The sequence below is a fragment of the Roseomonas alba genome (assembly GCF_019430885.1).
GTDB lineage: Bacteria > Pseudomonadota > Alphaproteobacteria > Acetobacterales > Acetobacteraceae > Neoroseomonas > Neoroseomonas alba.
This window is the reverse complement of record NZ_JAHYBZ010000001.1, coordinates 941,723-959,854: the sequence shown is the minus strand read 5'-3', so window position 1 is coordinate 959,854 and position 18,132 is coordinate 941,723. Positions and strand designations below refer to the sequence as shown.

Annotated in this window: 20 protein-coding genes; 7 read left to right on the top strand and 13 right to left on the bottom strand. The window is 70.0% G+C overall.

All coding sequences use genetic code 11. From position 1 onward, the window contains the following. Positions 1-582, bottom strand: a 582-nt coding sequence (locus KPL78_RS04440) for a hypothetical protein (protein WP_219761665.1), incomplete at its 3' end; no start/stop codon positions are given. A gap of 211 nt (positions 583-793) precedes the next feature. Here KPL78_RS04440 and KPL78_RS04435 point away from each other — a divergent pair. Genes KPL78_RS04435 through gpt form a run of 3 tightly spaced genes read left to right on the top strand, consistent with a single transcriptional unit; the run spans position 794 to position 1,975 of the window. Next, positions 794-1,105: a hypothetical protein gene (locus KPL78_RS04435; protein WP_219761664.1), complete on the top strand. Its 312-nt coding sequence runs from the start codon at positions 794-796 to the stop codon at positions 1,103-1,105. A gap of 50 nt (positions 1,106-1,155) precedes the next feature. Next, complete coding sequence (locus KPL78_RS04430; RefSeq protein ID WP_219761663.1) at positions 1,156-1,497, top strand: tRNA-binding protein; 342 nt, start codon at positions 1,156-1,158, stop codon at positions 1,495-1,497. Position 1,498: 1 nt separating this feature from the next. Beyond that, positions 1,499-1,975: a xanthine phosphoribosyltransferase gene (gene gpt, locus KPL78_RS04425; RefSeq protein WP_219761662.1), complete on the top strand. Its 477-nt coding sequence runs from the start codon at positions 1,499-1,501 to the stop codon at positions 1,973-1,975. A gap of 62 nt (positions 1,976-2,037) precedes the next feature. On the opposite strand, the gene KPL78_RS04420 is transcribed toward gpt, so the two are convergent. Next, positions 2,038-2,553, bottom strand: a complete 516-nt coding sequence (locus KPL78_RS04420) for a putative adhesin (protein ID WP_219761661.1) — start codon at positions 2,551-2,553, stop codon at positions 2,038-2,040. Positions 2,554-2,739: 186 nt separating this feature from the next. Further along, positions 2,740-4,035: a hemolysin family protein gene (locus KPL78_RS04415; RefSeq protein WP_219761660.1), complete on the bottom strand. Its 1,296-nt coding sequence runs from the start codon at positions 4,033-4,035 to the stop codon at positions 2,740-2,742. 354 nt (positions 4,036-4,389) lie between these two features. Between KPL78_RS04415 and KPL78_RS04410 the strand changes: the two genes are divergently transcribed. The 4 genes from KPL78_RS04410 (at position 4,390) to KPL78_RS04395 (ending at position 6,753) form a co-directional block, all read left to right on the top strand. After that, on the top strand, positions 4,390-4,689 hold the full coding sequence (locus KPL78_RS04410) for a hypothetical protein (protein WP_219761659.1): 300 nt from the start codon (positions 4,390-4,392) through the stop codon (positions 4,687-4,689). Between the two features lie 110 nt (positions 4,690-4,799). Further along, positions 4,800-5,426, top strand: a complete 627-nt coding sequence (locus KPL78_RS04405) for a bifunctional 4-hydroxy-2-oxoglutarate aldolase/2-dehydro-3-deoxy-phosphogluconate aldolase (RefSeq protein ID WP_219761658.1) — start codon at positions 4,800-4,802, stop codon at positions 5,424-5,426. A gap of 2 nt (positions 5,427-5,428) precedes the next feature. After that, the gene (locus KPL78_RS04400) at positions 5,429-6,352 is read left to right on the top strand and encodes a sugar kinase (RefSeq protein ID WP_219761657.1); all 924 of its coding nucleotides are present in this window, start codon (positions 5,429-5,431) and stop codon (positions 6,350-6,352) included. Then, positions 6,349-6,753, top strand: a complete 405-nt coding sequence (locus tag KPL78_RS04395) for a hypothetical protein (RefSeq protein WP_219761656.1) — start codon at positions 6,349-6,351, stop codon at positions 6,751-6,753. Before KPL78_RS04400 ends, KPL78_RS04395 begins: the two co-directional genes overlap by 4 nt. Before the next feature lie 249 nt (positions 6,754-7,002). Here KPL78_RS04395 and KPL78_RS04390 read toward each other — a convergent pair whose 3' ends face one another. The 10 genes from KPL78_RS04390 to KPL78_RS04345 all read right to left on the bottom strand — a co-directional run bounded on the left by KPL78_RS04390 (position 7,003) and on the right by KPL78_RS04345 (position 18,132). After that, positions 7,003-7,584, bottom strand: coding sequence for a YiiX/YebB-like N1pC/P60 family cysteine hydrolase (locus tag KPL78_RS04390; protein WP_219761655.1), 582 nt, complete (start codon positions 7,582-7,584; stop codon positions 7,003-7,005). Positions 7,585-7,664: 80 nt separating this feature from the next. Beyond that, positions 7,665-8,096 carry a GNAT family N-acetyltransferase gene (locus tag KPL78_RS04385; RefSeq protein ID WP_219761654.1) on the bottom strand — a complete coding sequence of 144 codons (432 nt, stop codon included), beginning with the start codon at positions 8,094-8,096 and terminating at the stop codon, positions 7,665-7,667. Beyond that, a complete protein-coding gene (locus tag KPL78_RS04380; RefSeq protein ID WP_219761653.1) occupies positions 8,093-9,592 on the bottom strand; it encodes a M81 family metallopeptidase in 1,500 nt (499 codons plus the stop codon). Before KPL78_RS04380 ends, KPL78_RS04385 begins: the two co-directional genes overlap by 4 nt. Positions 9,593-9,595: 3 nt before the next feature. After that, positions 9,596-10,849 (bottom strand): allantoate amidohydrolase, encoded by a 1,254-nt coding sequence (locus KPL78_RS04375; RefSeq protein ID WP_219761652.1) that lies wholly within the window; start codon positions 10,847-10,849, stop codon positions 9,596-9,598. Continuing rightward, positions 10,846-12,099, bottom strand: a complete 1,254-nt coding sequence (locus KPL78_RS04370) for a Zn-dependent hydrolase (protein WP_219761651.1) — start codon at positions 12,097-12,099, stop codon at positions 10,846-10,848. Before KPL78_RS04370 ends, KPL78_RS04375 begins: the two co-directional genes overlap by 4 nt. Continuing rightward, positions 12,096-13,331: a Zn-dependent hydrolase gene (locus KPL78_RS04365; protein ID WP_219761650.1), complete on the bottom strand. Its 1,236-nt coding sequence runs from the start codon at positions 13,329-13,331 to the stop codon at positions 12,096-12,098. Before KPL78_RS04365 ends, KPL78_RS04370 begins: the two co-directional genes overlap by 4 nt. Continuing rightward, entirely contained in the window at positions 13,328-14,623 is a 1,296-nt protein-coding gene (locus KPL78_RS04360; protein ID WP_219761649.1) for an ArgE/DapE family deacylase, read from the bottom strand. The genes KPL78_RS04365 and KPL78_RS04360 overlap by 4 nt, the downstream gene beginning before the upstream one ends. A 9-nt stretch (positions 14,624-14,632) precedes the next feature. After that, the gene (locus KPL78_RS04355; RefSeq protein WP_219761648.1) at positions 14,633-16,240 is read right to left on the bottom strand and encodes an ABC transporter ATP-binding protein; all 1,608 of its coding nucleotides are present in this window, start codon (positions 16,238-16,240) and stop codon (positions 14,633-14,635) included. Further along, positions 16,237-17,082 (bottom strand): ABC transporter permease, encoded by an 846-nt coding sequence (locus tag KPL78_RS04350; protein ID WP_219761647.1) that lies wholly within the window; start codon positions 17,080-17,082, stop codon positions 16,237-16,239. The genes KPL78_RS04355 and KPL78_RS04350 overlap by 4 nt, the downstream gene beginning before the upstream one ends. 63 nt (positions 17,083-17,145) lie before the next feature. Further along, positions 17,146-18,132: an ABC transporter permease gene (locus tag KPL78_RS04345; protein WP_219761646.1), complete on the bottom strand. Its 987-nt coding sequence runs from the start codon at positions 18,130-18,132 to the stop codon at positions 17,146-17,148.

Sequence of the window (18,132 nt, the reverse complement as noted above, 5' to 3'; positions counted from 1 at the left end):
AGCAACGGGCGCGACCGGCGGCGGCGCAACGGCGGGCCGCGGCGCGGCGGCGGCCGGCGGTGGCCCCGGCGGTGCTGCGCGCGGCGGCTCCGGCGCGCCCTCGGCCAGCAGCGCCGGCGGCACGGCCGCGCCATAGACGGCACGCAGATGCGCCGCCCGGCTGCTCGGATCGCGCAGCGCCCCGGCGGGGGCGAGGCCCCATCCCGTGATCAGCGGTTGGTCATCCACCGCCAGGATCGACTCCGGCCCCGCCAGCACCAGCGCCCCGCGCAGCAGCGGGTCGCCCATCTGCGGGGCGAGGGAGGCCAGCATCTCGCCGAGCCGCTGCTCCACCGCCGCGCGCCGCGCCGGCGCGAGCGCCGACAGCGGCAGCGGATCACCTCCGGCCACCGCGTACCAGGACACCGACCCGGCATTGCGCCCGTTGCCCCAGGTCACCACCGGCTCGGCGAAGAGCGCGGCGCGCTCCGGCCCCAGCAGCGCCCGCAGCCGGGCATCGGCGTCCAGCACCGCGGCCCCGCCGGCGGTCACGGCCTCGAGCCCCGAGAGCTCGGTCTTCAGGATGAAGCGCGGACTCGCCATGGTCTCGTGGGCTCCGAGCGGTGCAGTGGGGCGCGGCCGAATCCCGCGCCGGTGACCGGACTGTAGGCGGCATGATCACGCGGGAGAATGGCTTCCCCATGGCGAAACGCTTCTTCCACGGGCAGGAATGTGCTGTGTCGTGAAGCACTTCACGCTTGGCCGCCGCCATGATTGACCGCCGCGCCCATCATCGCCGACCGAGGTTTCCACCATGCTGCGCATCCTGACCCTGCTGCTGGGGCTGCTCGCCGGATCGGCGCTGGCCCAGACCCTGCCGACCAGCAAGCCGCCGCCGCTCGGCGCACCCGCCGCCCAGGCGCCGAGCCCGTCAGCCGGCGGGATGGTCTGTGCGGCGCCGCTCGCCAATGCCTGCCTGACGCAGCAGGGCGCCTGCCAGATGGCCTGCCCGGGCATCTGGAGCATGAACCCCAATGCGCCGGCCTTCACCCCGACAGACCGGGCCGGCTGCATGCAGCAATGCATGCAGCGCTACCTCGCCTGCCGGCGCCTGCACGGCTGCTGACCGGCCGGAGGCGCTTCCGCGCCGGCGGAAAACGCTCTAGAGGCGCAAGGATGGAATCAGCCGCGACCATCGAGGATTTCGACCGCCTGGACATCCGGGCCGGCACCATCGTCGACGCCCAGCCCTTCCCCGAGGCGCGCAAGCCCTCCATCCGCCTCTGGGTGGATTTCGGCGGGACGATCGGAGTGAAGCGGTCCTCGGCGCAGATCGCGGTGCACTACGCGCCGGACAAGCTGATCGGGCGGCAGGTGATGGCGGTGGTGAACTTTCCGCCGCGCCGCATCGCCGGCTTCGAGAGCGAGGTGCTGGTCCTCGGCGTGCCTGACGAGAACGGCGCGGTGGTGCTGCTCAGGCCCGACCTGCGTGTGCCCGATGGCGGAAGGATGTTCTGAGATGGCGCCGCGCTACTACACCGTCACCTGGGACCAGTTGCACCGCGACAGCAAGGCACTCGCCTGGCGGCTGCTGGAACGCGGCCCCTGGCAGGGCATCGTCGCCATCACCCGGGGCGGGCTGATCCCGGCCGCGATCATCGCCCGCGAACTCGACTGCCGGCTGATCGAAAGCGTTTCGATCATCACCTATGACTGGGAGAAGCGCGGCAATCCCCACGTGGCCAAGCCCCCCGTCGCGGCCGGCGACGGCACGGGATGGCTGATCCTGGACGACCTGGTCGATACCGGCACGACGGCGCGCATCATCCGCGGCCTGCTGCCCAAGGCGCATTTCGCGACGGTCTATGCGAAGCCCGCCGGCAAGCCGGTGGTCGACACCTTCATCACCGAGGTGTCCCAGGACACCTGGATCCTGTTCCCCTGGGACACCGAGCCACAATTCATCGCGCCGATCGCGAAATCAGCCGCGAAATAGGCCGCCGCGCGGGCCGGCGGAGCGGCCTCGCGCGATATACACGGACGCCGAAGCCACCGCTGTCAGGGTGTGCCGCCACCACCCAGCCCCAGCAGGAACGACGAATAGCTGGGCGCATCCCAGTCGAAGACATCCGTGCCGCTCTCATGCGACCGGCAGGCGCTCCAGTGGATCTCGGCATTCGGCGTCTGGCTCACCACCCACTGGACGATGTCCGACAGCTTCCTGCCGTTGTCCTTGTCCTGTTCGGTGATGTAGCGGCCGTTGGCGGAGGTCGACATGCCGAGGTTGAGGTAGCCGCCCGCCTTGCTCGAAAATAGCCGGTAGTCGTCGCAGGGCGAACCCGAACGGATGGTCTCGACCGGCGTAGGCCCCGTGCCGCCGTTCAGCACCTGGTCCACCTGCTGACCGATATCGTTCGGCAGGCCGTCGCCGTCCGGGACATAGAAATGGATGACGATGCCCGTGGGCACGATGAAGGAACCGTCGCCCGGCCAGATGGCGCCATGGCCGCCGCACACATACTGCCGCGTGCCGAACAGGCTCGCCTGCAAGGCCTTGATCCGTGAACCTGACATGTTGGGTATTCCCTCTGCCCGCCGCGGCGGATGCTAGGCACCCGCCGTGGATCGTCCAGTGAATTCCACCGCAACTATTCCGAAATCGACTTGCTGCCCGCGGAAGGGGAAAAACACCACGGCCATCACCATTCCAGGTTGACGGAACCGTGAGCGCCTGCGCCCGGCGGCACCGGCGCCCGGCCGTCAGGCCGCGACCTCCTCGCGGCTTGCCAGCACCTTGTCGACACGGCGGCCATCCATGTCGACGATCTCGAAGCGCCAGCCGGCCCAGACGATGCGGTCGCCTTCCCGCGGCACGCGCTTCAGCAGCGCCAGCATCAGCCCCGCCACGGTGTGATAGGTGCCCGCCGCCGGCAGTTCCGGGAGGTCGAGCTGCGCGCGCAGTTCGTCCGACGGCATCGACCCATCCAGCAGCAGCGATCCATCCGCCCGCTCGATCGCCCCGCCCTCGGATTCCGGCTCGGGCGGACCGAGGTCGCCGACAATGGCCTCCAGCAGGTCCGAGGCGGTGACCACGCCCTCGAAGGACCCGTATTCGTCCATCACCAGGGCGAGCCCCAGCGGATCCCCGCGCAGCCGTTCCAGCGCATCGAGGGCGGACAGCGTGTCCGGCAGCACGATCGCCTGGCGCAGCGCGGGGCCGAGCGCCATCGGCGCGCCTTCCAGCATCTGGTCGAGCAGATCCTTCGCCACCACCACGCCGACGACGTTGTCGACGCGCCCATCGGCCACGATGAAGCGCGTGACGTCCGAGGCGCGCAGCCGCGCCGCGATGTCCTCCGGCGAATCGGAGCGGTCGAGCCAGGCGAGGTCGTTGCGCGGCGTCATCAGCGCCCGCACCGGCTTGTCGGCCAGGCGCAGCACGCGCTCGATCATGTGCCGCTCCTCGGTCTCGAGCGCGCCCGCCTGGGCGCCCTCGGCCACCACGGCCTTCACTTCCTCTTCCGTTACCGCCTGTTCGGGCGGGGCCGGGCCGAACAGGCGCAGCACCGCTGCCGAGGACCGGCCGAGCACCCAGACGATCGGCCCCGAGAAGCGCGACAGCGTCGCCATGGGGCGCGCGACCAGCACCGCCACCCGTTCCGGGTTGCGCAGCGCGAACTGCTTCGGGACCAGCTCGCCCAGGATCAGGCTGAGATAGGTGATCGCGATGACCACCAGCGTGAAGGCGATCTCCCCGGCATAGGCGCCGATGCCGGGAATGGCGGCGAGCCACTCCGCGATCGTCCCTGACAGCCGCGCGCCGCCGAAGGCGCCGGCGAAGATGCCGACCAGGGTGATGCCCACCTGCACCGTGGGCAGGAAGCGCTGGGGATCGTCCGCCAGCGCCAGGGCGGCTTCCGCCCCCAGGCTGCCGCGGCGCTGCATCGCCATCAGCCTGGAACGGCGGGAAGAGACGATGGCCAGTTCGCTCATGGCGAAAGCGCCGTTGAGCAGCACCAGCAGGATGATGACGCCGATCTCGAGGGCTGTGCCCATGGGTGTCGTGAGTACCTCCGGGCCGCTTCCTAAAGGAAAAGCGGGCCTTGGGGAACGCGACGGGCCCGCGCCCTTCGCAAGGATCGCGTCACGCCTGGCACTGCCGGGGGGCACCGCGCCTCGCTCGCCGCGTGCGGCCGGCACATCCCGACACGGAAGGGATGCCCCCGACATCTTTCGAGGATCGCGGCTCAACATATTGATTCAGTGTGTTTTTCAGAGCGATCCTGGGGACGAAAGTCAGCGCGCCGATTCGCTGAATTTCGCGACTCCTGTCATTTTCCGAGACAAATTCTTCTCGCATCCGCCACAGGCCTCGATTAAGGAAGTCTTAAGACGCATGCGCGAGGCCCCATGGCTGACCCAATTGCCCCGACAACCTCCGCCCCGACGACCATGGTCGCCGCCTTCCCGTCGCGTCCGGAGGACCGGCTGCGCATCGCCCTGCGCAAGCTGGACGAGGCGATCGGCGAGCAGTCCCAGGCTACCGCGGGTCTGCGCGAGGCGATCGGCGACCTGTCGCGCACCATGTCGCGCCTCGGCCAAAGCGTGACCGGTTATCGCCACGCCCTGGACAGCACCGCGGTCGAGATCGAGCGCGCGCTCGTCGCCGCCCGCCGGCTGGAGACGACCGCCAAACGCATGGCGGTCTGAAGCAGGCTTCACGGATACGCTGACGGGCATATTTCCAGCCCGGGTTCCGGGCGGCACCCTTGCCCGCCGGCCACCGGCCGGCCCAGCATGGCGACGGAGGGACCATCGCCATGCACCCGCTCATTCCCCGCCTGCGCGCGGCGCGCCTCATTCCCGTGGTGCGCACCTCCTCCGCCGCCCGAGCCGCGACGGCCGTCGCCTGGCTGCAGGAAGCCGGGCTGCGCATCTTCGAAATCACCATGACGGTGCCCGAGGCCCCTGCCCTGATCCGGGCCCTCGCCGCCGATCCCGAGTTGCTCGTGGGTGCCGGCACTGTGCCCGATGCCCGCACCGCCGAGGCCTGCCTCGACGCCGGCGCGCAATTCATCGTCGCGCCGTGGGTGGATGCGACCCTGGCCGACACGGTGCAGGATGCGGGTGCCTGCCTGATGCTCGGCGCGCTGACGCCGACCGAGGTGCGCGCCGCACTGGCCGCCGGCGCCGACGTGGTGAAGGTCTTCCCGGCGAGTTCGGCCGGCGGACCGGCGCATGTGAAGGCGCTGCGATCGGTCTTCCCCGATGTCGTCTTCTGCCCGACCGGCGGCGTCGACGCGCGCAACATGCCGGATTACCTGGCGGCCGGCGCCGCCTTCGTCGGCATCGGCGGCAAGCTGGTGGACGAGGCGCTGATCGCCGCCGGCGACCGCGCCGCGGTGATCCGGGCCGCCGAGGACGCCCTCGGCACCGCGCGGGCCTGACCATGCCCGACCTGCTCTGCATGGGCGAGCCGATGCTGGAGTTCAACCAGCAGGCGCCGGGGCCGGACGGGCGCGTCCTGTATCTCGAGGGGCATGGCGGCGACACCTCCAACGCCGCCATCGCCGCGGCACGGTCGGGTGCCTCGGCCGGCTACATCACCGCCGTTGGCGCGGATGCGGCGGGGGACAGCTTCCTCGCGCTGTGGGCAAGGGAGGGCGTGGACAGCGCGACGGTCCTCCGCCGTCCCGGCGCGCAGACCGGCATCTACTTCGTCACGCATGACGCCGGCGGGCATCACTTCGCCTTCTACCGCACGGGCAGCGCCGCCGCGCTGTACCGGCCGCAGGACGTGCCCGAGGAAGCCATCCGCGCGGCGCGCATGCTGCACGTCTCGGGCATCAGCCAGGCGATCTCCGACAGTGCCTGCGACGCCGTCTTCCACGCCATTCACCTGGCGCGCGAAGCCGGGGTGCGGGTGTCCTACGACACCAATCTGCGCCTGCGGCTGTGGCCCGCCGCCCGCGCCGCGGCAGTGATGCATGCTGCGATCGGCATGGCGGATGTCGCCCTGCCCTCGCTCGACGATGCAACGGCGCTGACCGGACTGACCGATCCCGATGCGGTCGCGGATTTCTACCTGCGGCTCTGCCCGCTCGTGCTGCTGAAATGTGGTGCGGCCGGCTGCCTCGTCGCGACGCGGGCGGGCCGCACGCGCATCGCCGGCCACCGCGTGACGGCTGTGGACGCGACCGGCGCAGGCGACACCTTCGCCGGTGCCTTCCTCGCCCGAACCCTGGCCGGCGACGACCCAATCACCGCGGCGACCTACGCCAATGCGGCCGCCGCGCTGTCCACCACCGGCTATGGCGCGGTCGCGCCGATCCCGCGCGCCGCCGCGGTGCGCGCCTTCCTGGAGCAGGCATGATTCCACGCGCGGCTTTCGCGGCCCTGTTGTTCGGCAGTGCCGCGGCGCTCGCCGAACCGGGCGAGCGCATCACCCTCTATTGCGGCGGCGGCTTCACCGGCGGCGGCGGGGGCGTGGCTGCCGAGGCGGATGGACGCCTGTTGCGCCTGCGCCGCCCCCGCGCCGGCGCACCGCTTGAACAGATGTCGGTCGAAGGCCGCACGGCACCCTATGCGCGCTGGTCGGCGCTGCTCGATGCCGCGCGCTTCGACACCCTACCGCGCGGCGAGCCCGGCAACATGACCTGCGGCATCACGCGGGGCGCGCACCACGTCATGTGGCCGAGCACCCACACACCGACGACCCTGCCCGCGCCGCTGCGGGACCTGGTGACCGAGATGCGGGACGCGACGCGGGAGTAGGTTGGAGGGGCGCCGCCCCTCCAAGCCACCTCGCCAAAGGCCGAAAGGCCTTTGGAAACCGTCACTTGGCGCTGGGCAGTGCTGGCGTGCAGTCCTTCCCACAACGCGCTTTGTGCGCAAGAGCGAGTTTCGGCACTTGTTGCACCAGCCATGCCCGCCGCCAATTCGAGGTTTCCAAAGGCCTTTCGGCCTTTGGTGGGGTGAGGTCCGGAGAGGGGCAAAGCCCCTCTCCGGCCTCCCACCCGCCAGTCACGGCGACAGGATCGGCCAGCGCGTCAGGCTGCCCTTCAGGTGTCCGACATAAGTCAGGCTGTGCGCCGCGATCGTCACCGCATCGGCCGGCGTCACGCATTGCGAGGGCAGGCTGGACAGCGGCGCGCCGGCCTGGACGAAGGCCTCGAACACCAGTTGCGAGCAGAAGAAGCCGCCCGGCCGGGGTCCTGCGACGCGGCACAGGATCTTGTCCGTCGACAGCACCGCGCCCGAGACCGAATAGGCTGTCCCGACCTGGCGCAGCGCCCATTCCACGGCCAGGCGGCGCTGCGTGTCGGTCAGGTTCGGCGCGCGGTAGACGACGGCAAGCGAATCGTCGGAGAGCGCGGTCGCGATCGGATGCGCGACGACGCCGTGGCCGAGCGCTTCGATCACCATTCCCGCGCCGTCATACAGCGCTGCATGGCTTACCGAGGATCCCGTCCCGACGCGGATGACGCCCGACACGCCGGCGTCCGTGGTGGAGACGATGATGTCGCCCATCTGCAGGGCACCCTCGCCGATCGAGCAGCCGCCGACGCCAGGATCGAGGGGAATTTCCGGAGCAAACAAGCCCATGTCATGGTCCTTTCGCGACCGTGGAATCGCCCCCTGGCGCGGACCATGCCGCAGACGTCGCGCGACCGCTCTGACGCCTTTCACGCCACGTGCAGCGTCATCCGGTGCGTAGCGGCCGCGTCGCCCGTGATGGGCGCGAAGCCAAGTGCTTCCCAGAAGCGCCATGCACCCTCCGGCGCGCGCAGGCGGATGAGTCCGACGCCTGCGGCACGCGCCCGTGCTATGGCTTCCATCGCAAGGCTGCGACCGGTACCCGTGCCACGCATTCCCGGCAGCACATAGAAGCGCCGCATGCGCAGTGCGTCCGCGAAGGGATCGCGCGTGATTCCGCCGATGCCTATGAGCATGCCATCGGCATCGCGCGCGGCGAACAGCGCCTCGCCCGGCGCGGCGAAGCGCATCGTGCCCTCCGCCCATTCGCGGGCCAGCACGTCGAGCATGCGGAAGCCTTCCGCCCGCGCGGCCACGGCCAGCGCGGGCAGGTCGTCGGGCAGCGCGGTGATGCGTGTCACGCGGTGCGTCGGTTGTCCCCCGGCCGCAGCCGCAGCCCGGGCCGCAGATTGGTGAAGGGCAGCACCGCGGGATCGGCGACCACCGGACCCGGCGCAGTCACCACGATGACCTCCGAGGCGATCGGCTGGAAATGCGCCCGGAAATGCACCGAGGACTTCACCGCGACGATCTTCTGTTCGGCCGGCTCGACGCCGAGGAAGCGGAACACCTCCTGGTCATGCGCCTGCATCTTGCGGCTGACCACCACGACGCGCACGCCCGGCGCGACGCGGATCAGGGCGGAGGGCCCGAGATCCGCCGGGTTCCCCTTCCCCATCGGCCCGCTGAGGATGAACTTGCCATCCGACAGCTTCTCGACCAGCGCGGTCACGCGCAGCGGCGCACCGTCGCTCTTGCCGCCGAGATCGAGGGTGACCTCCGCCCCCTCGCCTGCCGCGTGGAAGGCCGCGGCAGCCTCGGCGTCGTTCATCGGGGCGAGCACCGCGCCCTGCGCATCCTGGCGGATCAGCTCGGCGAGCAGGCCGGTCGTGTCGCCATGCCCGCCGCCGCCAGGATTGTCCTGCGTGTCGGCCAGCACCACCGGCCGCTGCGGGTCGCGCGAGGCGATGGCGCGCGCCACGCCCTCGCCCGCCGGCACGACGCCGAGGGCGAAATCGGTCTCCTTCGCCACGATGAAGCGGGCCAGCGCGTCGGCGGCGGCATCGGCTTCTGCTTCCGTGTCGGCATAGGCGGCGATCGCCATGCCGCAGCCGGGGAAATCGACATAGGGAAAGCCGAAGCAGAAGCCGAGTTCCCAGACGCCCGGCATGGTCTCAAGCCGCGCGCGTTCGGCCATCACCTCCGCCATCGGTCCGACCATGGTGCATTGGCCCGGCAGCGGGGTCCAGAAATCGAGCTCGCGGAACACCTTGGCCGGGCGGCGGCCATCACGGATCATGCGCAGCAGGAGCTGCGTCGCGAGCGCCCCCGTCGCCTTCTGGTCGACATGCGGATAGGTGCGGTAGGGCACCAGCACATCCGAATGCTGGACCATGGCGATGGTCTTGTTGGCATGCGGATCGAGGCTCGCGGCGATCGGCACATCGGCGCCCACCACGGCGCGGACGCGACGCAGCAACTCGCCCTCGGCATCGAGGAAATCGTCCGAGGCCGCTGCCCCGTGCAGTTCCAGATACACGCCGTCGATCGGGCCTTCCTCCAGCGCATCGGACAGCGCCGCGACCATCAGGGCGGAGATGCGCTCGAAGGCCTCACGCGTCACCGGACCGGCGGGGTTGGCCATGGCCCAGGCGAGCGGCGCGATGGCGATGCCCTGTTCCTCCGCCACCGCGATGGCGCCCGCCGCCGGCAGCGAGGTCGGGCGCAATGCATCGAGCAGCGTCACCGAATGCTGCAGCGCCGGGAACCCGCCGGGCTGCTTGAACTGTGCCCAGCCCGCGGGGAGCGGGGCAAAGGAATGGCTCTCGTGCTGAAAGCCGCCGATAGCGATACGCATGGTTCACGGTCCTTGAGTGAGACCTGCCGTCTCGATCACGGCATCGGCCAGCACGCGCAGCCCGATCTCGGCCCAGTCGCGCGAGATCGATTCCGTCGGGTGATGGCTGACGCCGCCATGGCAGGGGATGAACAGCATGACGGCCGGCATTCGGGCGGCCGCGTGATAGGCGTCATGGCCCGCGCCGGACAGCATGCGCTTGTAGCGCGCGCCACGTCGCTGCGCCGCCGCTTCCAGGCGCGCGGCGAGCGTCGCGTCGAAGACGACGCGCGGGAAGGACCAATAGGGCTCGCGCATCACGGCGACGCGCCGGCGCGCGGCAATGCCTGCGAAGGCCGCATCGGCCTCATCGAGCAGGGCACGCAGCGTGGCGTCCTCCGGGTGGCGGTATTCGAAGGCGAAGCGCGCGCCGCCGGGCACGACGCCATCAGCACCCGGATCGACGAGGAAGCGGCAAACCGTCATGCGCGCGTCGGGCGCGCGGGCATAGAGGATGCGTTCCCCGGCGCCGATCATCTCCGCCGCGGCGAGGACGGCGTCCTGGCGCATCTCCATCGGCGTCGTGCCGGCATGGCTGTCCTTGCCGGTCACCGTGACCAGGGCGCGTTCCGTCGCGAAGCCACCGGTGACGATGCCAATGTCCAGGCCTTCGGCTTCCAGGGTCGGCCCCTGTTCGATATGCGCCTCGAAATAGGCCTCCGCATCGCGCAGCCCGGCCGGATCGGCGTCGCCCGCCCAACCCGTTGCCGTCAGCGCATCGCCATAGCGCTCACCGTCATCGAGGGCGCGCCGGTCGAGCACCTCGGCCTCCGACAGCACGCCCATCGCGCCCGCCGCGCCGATCATGGAGGGGCTGAAACGGCAGCCCTCCTCGCTCGTCCAGTTCACGAGGACGATCGGTGCCGCCGTTCGCGTGCCGCTCTCATGCAGGGCGCGCAGGATCTCGAGGCCGGCGAGCACGCCATAGGGGCCGTCGAACTTCCCGCCCGTCGGCTGGGTGTCGAGATGGCTGCCAACCAGAACCGGGCGGCGCGCCGGGTCGGTGCCCTCCCGCCGCAGCGCCATGTTGCCCAACCGGTCGACGCTGAGGGTCAGCCCGATCCGCGTACCCCATTCGGCGAGCATCCGCCGCGCCTCGCCATCCAGCATGGACAGGGCCGGGCGGTTGTTGCCGGCCTCCGGCGTCGCGCCGATGCGCGCCATGGCCATGAGGTCATTCCACAGCCGATCGACGGACAGTGGCAGGTTGGCGCTCATCCGCGCGCGATGCCCGCCGTCGCCAGCACGGCATCGGCCAGCACGCGCATGCCGGCCTCGGCCCATTCGGGCGTGATGCTCTCGGCCTCGTTGTGGCTGATGCCGCCATGGCAGGGGCAGAAGATCATGGTGGTGGGCACGCACCGCGCGGCATAGACAGCGTCGTGGCCGATCGCCGTCGGCATGTCCATGTGCGGATAGCCGAGCCGTTCGGCCGCATCGCGCACGCGCCCCACCAGCACCGGATCGAAGGGCACCATCGGCGAGTACCAGAAATCCGTCACTGTGATCCGCACGCCGCGCTGCGCCGCGATGGCGGCGGCCTTGGCGCGGATTTCCTCGGCCATCCGCGCGAGCAGGTCCGGATCGTGATGCCGCGTGTCGATGGAGAACCAGATGCGCGACGGCGCGATGTTGCGGCTGTCCGGATAGACGGTCATGCGGCCCACCGTGGCGCGGCCAGGCTCGCCGGCGGGCGTCACGGAAGCGAGCGCGATCTCCTCGATCGCCGCGATCAGCGGGGCGGCGGCCATCATCGCGTCCTTGCGGCCGGCCATGGGGGACCCGCCATGCGCCTCCTCGCCCTCGATGGTCACTTCCAGCCAGTTCTGCGCCAGCGCCTGGGTCACGACGCCGATGCTCTTGCCGGCATCCTCCAGCAGCTTGCCCTGCTCGATATGCAGCTCGACATAGGCGCCGAGGTCGCGCAGCGCGGCCGGATCGGCGTCGCCCTGCCAGCCGATGCGCGCCAGTTCGCCGCCGAAGGTCTTGCCCTCGGGATCCTGCTTCGCGAGGATTTCTTCCTCGGTGAAGATGCCCATCGCCGCGCCGGAGCCCATCATGGGCGGGGAGAAGCGCGCGCCTTCCTCATTCGTCCAGTTGATGAGCATGAGCGGCGCCTCGGTCTCGATGCCCGCCTCATGCACCGCGCGCATCACCTCGAGCCCCGCCAGCACGCCCAGCACGCCATCGAATTTCCCGCCCGTCGGCTGGGTGTCGAGATGGCTGCCGAAGGCGACCGGCTTGCGCGACGGATCGCGCCCGGGCCGCGTCAGCAGCATGTTGCCCAGGCGATCGACGGTCATGGTGCAGCCCGCGGCCTCGGCCCAGCGCTGCAGCAGATGCCGGCCCTCGGAATCGAGATCGGTCAGCGTCTGGCGGTTGCTCCCGCCCCTCGCCGTGCCGCCGATCTTCGCCATCTCCATCAGGCTGTCCCAGAGGCGCTGCCCGGACAGGGGAACATTGGTCATGCGAGGCCTCCTGCCGCTTCGATCACCGCCGGGCCCATCGTCGCCAGGCCCGCGGCGCACCACTCGCGCGAGATGCTCTCCGACGGATGGTGGCTGACGCCGCCATGGCAGGGAATGAACATCAGCGCCGAGGGCACGACGATGCCGACATGCAGCGCATCCTGCGGGATCGGCCCGGGCATGTCGCGATGCTTCAACTGTGCCCCGTCGGCCGCACGGCGCAGCGCGTCGAGCAGCTTCGGCGCGAAGGGCACGCGCGGATAGCCGCCGATGCGGATGATCTCGGCGGTGACGCCACGCCGGGCCGCGACCTCCTGCATGGCCGTACGAAAGGCGGCTTCCATGCGCGCATTGCCGTCCTCGTCCGGGTGGCGGATGTTGGCGGCGAGGCGCACCAGTGACGGAATGTTGCCTCGCGCATCGGGTTGCAGCGTCAGCCGCGCGGCGGTGGCCATGCCGCCGGTCTCGATCGCGACGCGTTCCAGCGCGAGGATCAGTTCCGATGCCGCGACCAGCGCGTCCTTGCGCCCCGCCATCGGATAGCCGACATGGCCATCCTCTCCGGTCACGACGATCTCCCACTGCTCGACGCCGATGCAGTGGGTGACGATGCCGATGGGAATGCCCTCGCGTTCCAGGATCGGACCCTGCTCGATATGCGCCTCGAAATAGGCGGCGAAGTCGCGGGCCAGGGCCGGGTCTTCCGGGCCGGCCCAGCCGATCGCCTGCAAGGCATCGCTGTAGGTGAAGGCCGGATCGAAATTGTCCGGTGCCGCGAGGACCTTCGCTTCATCCAGCACGCCCATCGCCGCACCGCTCGCGGACATGGCGGGGGTGAAGCGGGACCCTTCCTCATTCGTCCAGTTGACGACGGTGATCGGCGCGTGGGTCCGGCGCCCGGCCTCATGCAGCGCGCGCACGATCTCAAGGCCGAGCAACACGCCATAGGGCCCGTCATACTTCCCGCCCGTCGGCACGGAATCGAGATGGCTGCCGACCGCGACCGGCGCCGCGTCCGGATCGGCGCCGGGATAGGTGCAATACATGCTGCCGAGCCGATCCACCGTGACGGTGCAGCCCGCCGCGATCGCCCAGTCGCGCAGCAGGGCCCGCGCGACGCGGTCCTCATGCGACAGGGCGAGGCGCTTCACCCCGCCCTCCGGCGTGGCGCCGATGCGCGCCATCTCCTGGAGGCTGTCCCAGAAGCGGTCGGCGTTGAGGGGAATGGTCATGCGGTCTTCTCCACCCCGCACCACTCCGCCATGGTCAGGGCGATGGTGCGGGTGATGTCGTGCATGCTGTCGATCCCGACGCTTTCGTCGATGCCGTGGATCTCCTGCGCATCGGGACCGAAGCAGGCAACCGGCGTGTCCTGATAGAGCGTGAAGAAGCGGCCATCGGTCAGTCCCGTCGCCGGATAGTCGCGCAGGAGACCACCCGAGACATCGGCGAAGTTGCGCTTGGCCATGGTGACGATCGGCGCATTCATGTCGAAGACGCAGGGATCGGCCATGAAGCCCTTGAACTCCAGCTTGACCGTCGCACCCTTCAGCGCGGGATCGGCCGCGGCCTCCGCGACGATGCGCTCGATGTCCGCCTTCGTCTGCGCGGCGGTGTAGCCCATCATCACGCCGACCCGCATGCCGATGCGCGCGCGCGTCGGCACGGAGGAATTCCATTCCCCGCCCTCGATGGTGCCGAAGTTCACATTCACCGGATGGTTCACGCCGCGGAAGGAGGCATGGATGCGCTCGGCCTTGTTCATCTCGGCCTGGTAGTCCTCGAAGCGCGCGGCGATGGCGTTCGCGGCCTTGATGGCGTTGAGGCCCGCCTGCATGTCGCGCACATGCGCCGGCCGGCCGGAGACGGTCACCCAGGCCCACACCACGCCGACCTCGGCCGAATACATCGCCGGCAGGCCAGGACCAGGCTCCGGGATGATGACGGCATCGGTCTTCGGCAGCGCCAGCATGGCGGCCAACGCGCCGTTGCCGGAACACTCCTCCTCGATCACCGACTGCATCTGCACCTCGGCCGCCGGCTGCAACCCGGCGAGGCGCAGCGCCTTGAAGGCCATGACATAGCTGACGATGCCCGCCTTCATGTCCCCCGCGCCACGGCCATACATGCGGCCGCCACGGATGGCGGGCTCATAGGGCGGCGTCTCCCACATGTCCGCCGCACCCTCAGGCACGACGTCAACATGGCCTTGCAGCACGAGGCTGCGGCCGCGCGTCTCGCGCGGCGTGTGCACGGCGACGACATTGTCGCGGCCCTCATAGGACACCAGCGGCGGCGAGAACCCCGGATGGGACGCCAGCACCTCAGGGACCGTCGGCACGCGGCGCGGGGCGAGGCCCAGCCCTTCATAGATCCGCGCCATTTCGTTCAGCGCGGATTGCTCGTTGCCCAGGGTCGACGGGCATCGCACGAGGGTTTCCAGTGTCCGCACCGCATCCTCGCGCAGCGCGTCCACGGCTTGCAGGATCGCGCCGCGCGCGCCGGGGTCCAGGGTCTCAGTCATGTATCGTCCTCAGGCAGCGATGACGGGCGGCGTCCAGGATCGTCCCGGGATGCTGTCCAGCAATTGCTGCGTATAGGCGTGCTTGGGGTTGCCGAACACCTCGGCGGTCGGCCCCTGTTCCACGATCGCGCCGCGCTGCATCACGGCGATGCGGTCGCAGACCTGGGCGGCGACGCGCAGGTCGTGGGTGATGAACAGCATGGTCAGGCCGAGCCGCGCCCGGATGTCCGCCAGCAGGTCCAGCACCTGCGCCTGCACGGACACGTCGAGCGCAGAGACGGGCTCGTCCGCGATCAGCAGTTCCGGCTCCATGGCCAGCGCGCGGGCGATGCCGATGCGCTGCCGCTGCCCGCCCGAGAACTCATGCGGATAGCGACCCATCGCCCCCGCATCGAGCTGCACCAGCCGCAGCAATTCCCGAGCCCGGGCCAGCGCCACGCCGCGTTCGACGCCGTGGGTGATGGGTCCTTCGGCGATGATCTCGCCCACCATCCGCCGCGGATTCAGCGAGGCGAAGGGGTCCTGGAACACCATTTGGATCTTCTTGCGGAAGGGCTTCCAGGCACCGCGAGACAGCGGCCGCAGATCCTCGCCCTCGAAGATGATCTCGCCCTTCTCCGGCTCGACCAGCTTCACCACGCAGCGCGCCAGCGTGGACTTGCCCGACCCGGATTCCCCCACCAGTCCGAGCGTCTCGCCCTTGCGCAGGACGAAATCCGCATCGTGCACTGCGCGGACCACGGGCTTCGGCCCGAACCAGCCGCCCGGGCGGCGATAGGTCTTCTCGACACCCCTCGCTTCCAGCACCAGCGGCGCGGTCGATGCCGCCAGGGCCGGCGGCGCGCCATGCGGCACGGCGGCGATCAGCCCGCGGGTGTAGGGATGCTGCGGGTTGTTCAGCACCTCGGCGGCCGGCCCCTGTTCGACGATGCGGCCCTTCTGCATCACCGCGACGCGGTCGGCGATCTCCGCCACCACGCCGAAATCATGGGTGATGAACAGCACACCGGTGCCGCGGCGCGACTGGATCTCGCGGATCAGGCGCAGGATCTGCATCTGCGTGGTCACGTCGAGCGCCGTGGTCGGCTCATCCGCGATCAGCAGGGACGGCTCCAGCGCCAACGCCATCGCGATCATCACGCGCTGCCGCTGCCCGCCCGACAGGCGGAAGGGATACGACCGCGCCGTCGCCGCCGGATCGGGCAGGTTCACCGCGGCGAGCAGCTCCGGCACGCGCCGCGCCGCGTCGCCGCCGGCGCCGTGGACCCGCATGGCCTCGGCGATCTGCTCGCCCACGCGCATGACGGGGTTCAGCGCCGTCATCGGTTCCTGGAAGATCATGGCGAGGCGCTGCCCGCGCAGCCGCCGCATCGCCTCCGGCGACAGCCCCAGCAGGTCCTGGCCTTCGAAGGTGATCCGGCCGGAGGTCACCGGCAACCCCTTCGGCAACAGGCCCATTGTCGCATTGGCGGTGATGGACTTGCCCGATCCGGACTCACCGACGACGCAGAGAATCTCGCCGGGATTCACCGCCAGCGTGATGCCCTCGACGGCATTCGGCCGATCGCCGCCGGGCGGCAGGGCGACGGTCAGGTTCTCGACCGACAGAAGCGTCATGCCGCACCTCCGCGTTGGCGCGCGAGGCGCGGGTTCAAAGCGTCCGACAGCCCCTCCCCCACCAGGTTCAGGGCCAGCACCGTCACGAAGATCGCGAGACCGGGGAACACCGACATCCACCAGGCGATGCGGATCACCGACCGCCCCGCGCCGATCAGGAAGCCCCAGGTCATCAGGTTCGGATCGCCAAGGCCGAGGAAGGACAGCGCGCTTTCCAGCAGGATCGCGCTCGCGACCATCAGCGAGGACAACACCACGATCGGCGACATCGCATTGGGCAGGATGTCCGTCACCACGATCGACACGCGCGACTTGCCCAGCACCTCCGCCGCCTGGACGAATTCGCGCGACCGCAGCGAGAGGAACTCCGCCCGCACCACCCGCGCGACCGGCGGCCAGGACACCACCGCGATGGCGAAGACGACGGAATAAATGGTCGGCGTGAAGATCGCGACGAGCAGGATGGCGAAGACGAAGGATGGAATGGTCTGGAAGAACTCGGTGAAGCGCATCACTGCATCGTCGACCCAGCCGCCCAGATACCCGGCGATCGCCCCCAGCGACACGCCGATCACCAGAGAGACGACCGTGGATACCGCACCGACCATCAGCGAGATCCGCGCGCCATGTGCTATTCCGGCCGCCACGTCCCGCCCGAGGCTGTCGGACCCGAGCAGCATCCCTTCCTCGCCCGGCGGGACGAAGGGTGCGGTTGCCATGTCCCAGGGGCTGCCGGGGAACAGCATGTCGGCGAAGATCGCCATGGCGAAGACCAGCAACAGGATTATCAGCCCCACCACGGCGCCGCGATTGCGGCGGAAGCGTCGCCAGAAGTCAGACATGGTGCCCCCCGCGATTCACGCTCTGCGCCTCGCTCCGCCGCGGTGCTCCGCGATCACAGGGGCTCATCCCTCGACCTCCACCCGCGGATCGACGATGGCGTAGAGCAGGTCGGTCACGAGGTTGAACAGAACCACCATCACCGAGGTGCAGAAAAACACGCCGAGCAGGACAGCATAGTCTCGCGCCAGCAGCGCATCGAAGGCGAGCCGCCCGATACCCGGCCAGGCGAAGACCGTCTCCACCAGGATCGACCCGCCGATGAGCTGCCCTGCCTGGATGCCGGCGAAGGTGATGACCGGCAGCAGCGCGTTGCGCAGCACGTGCCGCCGTACCACCTGCCCTTCCGGCACGCCCTTGGCCCGCGCCGTCTTCACGAAATCCTGGTCGGCGACTTCCAGCATCGTCGCGCGCGTCAGCCGCGCATAGACGGCGAGGTAGAACAGCCCGAGCGTCGCCGCAGGCAGGATCAGGTGCACCGCCACGTCCAGCACGGCGTCGATGCCATGCAGGTCGACGCCGACGCTCGCCATGCCGAAGCTCGGCAGCCATTCCAGCCAGACCGAGAAGAACAGCACCAGCATCAGCCCGACCCAGAACAGCGGCGTCGCATAGAAGGTCAGCGCGATGACGGTGATGAAGGAATCCCACCAGGTGCCGACGCGCCGCGCCGCGAGCGTCCCCAGCGTCACCCCCGCCGCGACGGCGAAGACGAAGGCCGCACCGGTCAGCAGCAGCGTCGCGGGCAGGCGTTCGCTGACCAGCGTCCAGACCGGCTGCTGCTGCCGGTGGCTGAAGCCGAGATCGAGCGTCAGCACACCCTTCAGATAGATCCAGAGCTGCTCATAGAGCGGCTTGTCGAGCCCGAACTGTTCGCGGAGCTGCGCGAGGAAGCGTTCATCCGCCGCCCCCGACTGGCCGGCGATGACACTCGCCGGATCGCCGGGTGCGGCATGGATCAGAAAGAAATTGCAGACGACGATCGCGAGCACCACGATCGCCGCCTTGACCCCGCGCCGCAGCAAGAAGCCGGGCAGCCGCGACAGCTCCAT